At 58.9% G+C, this 3,999-nt stretch carries 7 protein-coding genes and 2 pseudogenes; all 9 read left to right on the top strand.

All coding sequences use genetic code 11. From position 1 onward, the window contains the following. The coding region (locus G3O00_RS40775) for a tyrosine-type recombinase/integrase (RefSeq protein WP_206146385.1) at positions 1–645 on the top strand (645 nt) is incomplete at its 5' end. A gap of 141 nt (positions 646–786) precedes the next feature. Beyond that, positions 787–927 (top strand): annotated as a pseudogene (locus G3O00_RS44225) (VapC toxin family PIN domain ribonuclease); the annotation flags it as partial. Between the two features lie 44 nt (positions 928–971). Then, positions 972–1,268, top strand: a complete 297-nt coding sequence (locus G3O00_RS44220; protein ID WP_346779027.1) for a hypothetical protein — start codon at positions 972–974, stop codon at positions 1,266–1,268. 743 nt (positions 1,269–2,011) lie between these two features. Further along, the gene (locus G3O00_RS40765; RefSeq protein ID WP_206146383.1) at positions 2,012–2,326 is read left to right on the top strand and encodes an H-NS histone family protein; all 315 of its coding nucleotides are present in this window, start codon (positions 2,012–2,014) and stop codon (positions 2,324–2,326) included. Positions 2,327–2,411: 85 nt separating this feature from the next. Next, entirely contained in the window at positions 2,412–2,681 is a 270-nt protein-coding gene (locus tag G3O00_RS40760; RefSeq protein ID WP_206146382.1) for a hypothetical protein, read from the top strand. A gap of 16 nt (positions 2,682–2,697) precedes the next feature. Further along, positions 2,698–3,231 (top strand): hypothetical protein, encoded by a 534-nt coding sequence (locus G3O00_RS40755; RefSeq protein ID WP_206146381.1) that lies wholly within the window; start codon positions 2,698–2,700, stop codon positions 3,229–3,231. 27 nt (positions 3,232–3,258) lie between these two features. Continuing rightward, a complete protein-coding gene (locus tag G3O00_RS40750) occupies positions 3,259–3,447 on the top strand; it encodes a hypothetical protein (RefSeq protein WP_206146380.1) in 189 nt (62 codons plus the stop codon). Positions 3,448–3,471: 24 nt separating this feature from the next. Beyond that, on the top strand, positions 3,472–3,735 hold the full coding sequence (locus tag G3O00_RS40745) for a hypothetical protein (protein ID WP_206146379.1): 264 nt from the start codon (positions 3,472–3,474) through the stop codon (positions 3,733–3,735). A 128-nt stretch (positions 3,736–3,863) separates the two neighbouring features. Next, positions 3,864–3,999 (top strand): annotated as a pseudogene (locus G3O00_RS40740) (IS3 family transposase); the annotation flags it as partial.

Below are 3,999 nucleotides of genomic sequence, written 5' to 3'. Positions count from 1 at the left end.
CTGCTCCTGCTGATGGGGGATGGCGGCCTGCGGATCGCCGAGGCGGCCGCCGTGACGCGGGGCGCGCTCGTCTGGATGCCGGCGGAGGACGACACGCCGGCCAGCTGGTTGCTCGAGGTGATCGGCAAGGGCAACAAGCAACGTTACGTTCCGATCAGCGACGAGTGCGTCGACGCACTGCGCGCGCACTGGCGCGATCGTGGCCAGGATCGCGACAGGGCGGCCGCGACCGAGCCGCCCGGCTTGCCGCTGGTGGCGCCGCTGGTCATCCCGCCGACGCCGCGGGCGCGCGAGAAGTTCGGCGAACCTGTCGACGCTACCGAAGCAGTCACCGGTAGCGCAACGGAAGGGGGCTACTCGGTGCGCGGCGCGCGCGGGCTCACACAATGGGCGATCGCGCAGCTGCTCGACGCGATGCCGGATCTGACGGAGCCAGAGCGCCGCAAGCTGGCCAGTACGTCGCCTCACGCCTTCCGCCACACGGTCGGCACGCAGATGCTGGCCGCGGGCGTCGCGCTCGAAGTCGTGCAACGCACGCTCGGCCACGCGTCGCTCGGCACCACGTCGATCTACGCGTCGCCGGAGGAGGCGCGGATGCGTCGCGAGGCGGCGAAATACCATGCCCGGCTCGGTCGTTCTACCTGAGCGGCGACATCGCGCAGGTTTTTCCGAGGAAACGCGACTTTATGCGGGTTACACTGGAAAAGAACGCCCAGCGCTTTCTCTCTCGTCACAAAACACCAAAACGAGCGTATTACGAGATTGAAAGCATGGAAGCCAAACACGCTTCGCGTTTTTGCGGCATCCGCAAAGGCGGATTTCGCGAACTGCCTAATCGAGCGGTCGGCACACGTCGTCGGGTGCGAGCACATGGCAACTTTCGACGTGGCTGCCTCAAAGGCCGCGGGCAAGCGGTTGATAAAGTAATCGCGGCGCAAGCCGATAATAGGAAAACTGGGAAAGGGGGGCTTATGGTCGACAACGCTGAACAGGCAATCCGGGCGGTTGCATCCTATGTGAGGATGCATTCGCATGTCTTTGTCCAGGCCGGTCCAACCATGCTCACTCGCGAGAAATCAGCCGAACGGCAGTCGCATATTGAGCAAATCGCGGACCAGCTCGATGAACTGGCAAACACGGCGGGTCGAGCGGTAGTCAGCTACCGTGAGTTGGAGACCTTTCTCGCTGAACTCCGTCAATTGGGCGCTACGCCGCCAGGTGAACTTGTCTCGCACGTCGCGCGGGCCCTGTACGTGCATCCGAATTGACCACGGAAAACGCTGGGCAAGTCCAGCTCAACCAATAGGCAAACGTTTATAACAATTAACGGGGAAGAATATGCCACTTGAGTTCCCTCAAATAGTACAAATCGGCGCGTCCCTCCTTGGCGGAGGCGCAATTGGGGCAATCATCTCGGCGAGCGTTGCCACGCATCGAGGTAGAGTTCAACCAGTCGCAAAGCGGGTTGAAGTCACCCCGCTTTTTGCTTCAGATTTTGCTGGCGCGGCATTCAATCCCAGCGTTACGGTAAGCGACGGGTCTACGGATCTAAAGTTCTCGAACCTTCACGTAGCGGAAATTCAAGTCGTGAATCGCGGAAACGTTGACCGGCAGAAGTTTTCGTTTGGTATCACCCTCGCGCATGGTGACCAGGCGATTCACGTTGAGCCATATGGTCTTGACCGGCACCATAAAGTTTTGCAGCCGTCAGCTTGTACACCGGCCGCCCCCAGCGGGACGCTGGACTTTGAGTTGGTCCCGTTCAATCGGCATGACGCATACACCATGAAGGTGTTTATAGTTTCGGCTGCGGTGGGTAACCAGCCAGGCACTATCAGTATGAGTTCGTCCGAGCCGATTCGGTTCGTCGACATACCTTCTGTGGCTGAGACCCTGAACAAGGCGGGCACAATCACTCTTAAATTGGGAGCAGTTGAGCTGTCTTTCCTTCCCCGGCTGTTTCGATAGGAAAACACCGGGCCGGCGCCGGCAACAAGCAAATTGCGAAAACATGAACTCCAAACCAACAGGTTACCTAGCCCTAATTGCGCAACGAGAGGCACTGTATGCGCAAATCAACGCCGCTCGCGAAGCCGAACGTGAAGCGGCGATCGGGCAGATCAAGGAACTGATGAAGGAGTTCGATCTTAGCGTTCTGGATCTGCAAGAGAAAGTGCATAAGCGCAAACCAAGGCGCATGTCGACGGCTCCGATGTACCGCGACCCGACGACAGGTAGAACCTGGCCTGGCCGTGGTCGGCAACCAACGTGGCTCGGTAACAATCCTGCAGAGTTCCTTATCCAGCTGGACCTGCCCTCCATCTGAGTAGGGCAGCCGGTCGTCGACTCTTGATAGGAAAACAGTCATGGCGAGATATACAGGCGCGGTGCGATTCCGGGACAAGTCGGTAATGTACTTTGTCTACGACGGGACGGTGGATGCGGCTCGGCCGCGCCTGTACTCGGACGCTGCTCAGGCGGACGAAGCGTGGGACGACACTGGGGAGTCGGTCGACGTCGAGGGCTATCGCGCTGGCGAAGAAGCGGTCGAGGTCATGCCGTACTACTGCCACGACGACCAAACCGTCGCGTTCCTCAGCCGAGCGAGCAAATTGCATATGCTTATAACGGGGCCGCGCGATTTTCTGGCCGCAATCGAGGCGCAAAGCGAAGAGCGATAGACACCGGAAAACCAACTTGCACAAATTTTTCCCACATCTGATGCAACGCAAGCCTTTCTTCATGTCCGCGTGCGGCGACAAGGAGAGCCATACGACGGGACAAACCGCGGCGCAGGCGACCACCGCACCGGCCAAGGCTAAGGAATTGACTCCCGATATAGCTGCGACATGGGCGCAGAACGTGAACAGCCACAAGACCGCAGACGGTTCGACGGTTTCGCAAGTTCTGGCCTATGTGCAGTACAAACGGCCGGCGAAGTTCAAATACCGGGCACTCGTGGGCGGAGACGACATCGGGTATGACGGAGTCACGGGCGAGCCCCGCGTCGTGAGCATTACCTACTGGATTGGGACGAAGCGTGGGGAGGACGAAAACTATGTCGATATTGGCTATGACATGACGCCGCAAGGACAAGTGATTGCCCCTTCCGAGAAGGACGCGCCCGCGACGTTGGCACTCGAAGGCGGGAAGCAGTCATTCTTGAAGTGGCTTGACCGGGCCTACGACGAAGATTGCCGCGACGTGGAAACACACAAATTCACTTGCTAGTTTGAGTCGGAAAACAAGGAGCCAACAATGGAAGAAACCTTAAGAAAAGCTCAAGCGGCGGCCAACGAGGCACGGGCGCCGATGTACGTTTTCCGGGCGTTTGGTTTGAACGGTGACGAGGTGAGCTGGTTCAATCTAACCGGGAAGAAGAATTCTCCGAAAGACGAGATCTATCAGATCGTAGAGCCTGAAAACGACGGCAATGCCGACGAATGATCGGAAAACGTAATGGAGGTAGTGATGGCGAATCATCTGCTTCATGAGTTTCCGCAGGACGAACGGGACGAATTTGTGGCTGTCTGCAAGAAGTGTGGCCGCGATGTTGAAGAGTTCGAAGTTCGCGACGAAGACCGATGTCCGGCGGGTGGTGCAGTTGGCGCGATCAGGCGGGAGGTTACTGTTGGGCTACGAGGCAAAGACGTAGTGAGGCTGTACGACGGCGGCCACGTCAGCCACTGGATTGTCGACTTCGAAAATGACCTGAAGGCAGGCGTCTTCAACTGATCGGAAAATACATGCGCTATCAAGCTCTGGCACTCACGGCGTTGCTTATGTGTGGCTGCTCTCGTACACGGCGCGAGCGGTAGCAACGGGCTCCGCGGTGGGCGGTCACTAACCAGCGCAAAACATGAAGAGGGGAATATGGCCGTCCTCGCATCGTGCGGCAATTGCGTGCTCAGGGCCGGCCGGCGAGCGCTGAGCGCGTGCGACGCAGCCTGCAACGTCAGGGGCTGCGCCCGGTCTACAAGCGCCCGTATCGAGTCACCA

It is taken from the genome of Burkholderia sp. Ac-20384, from assembly GCF_017104605.1.
Classification (GTDB): domain Bacteria; phylum Pseudomonadota; class Gammaproteobacteria; order Burkholderiales; family Burkholderiaceae; genus Burkholderia; species Burkholderia lata.
This window is presented reverse-complemented; position numbering and strand designations above follow the sequence as displayed.

Coding starts and splice junctions, on each gene's coding strand:
- G3O00_RS44220 (WP_346779027.1), top strand. CDS start 972: ATGGTCGACAACGCTGAACAGGCAATCCGGGCGGTTGCATCCTATGTG.
- G3O00_RS40765 (WP_206146383.1), top strand. CDS start 2,012: ATGAACTCCAAACCAACAGGTTACCTAGCCCTAATTGCGCAACGAGAG.
- G3O00_RS40760 (WP_206146382.1), top strand. CDS start 2,412: ATGTACTTTGTCTACGACGGGACGGTGGATGCGGCTCGGCCGCGCCTG.
- G3O00_RS40750 (WP_206146380.1), top strand. CDS start 3,259: ATGGAAGAAACCTTAAGAAAAGCTCAAGCGGCGGCCAACGAGGCACGG.
- G3O00_RS40745 (WP_206146379.1), top strand. CDS start 3,472: ATGGCGAATCATCTGCTTCATGAGTTTCCGCAGGACGAACGGGACGAA.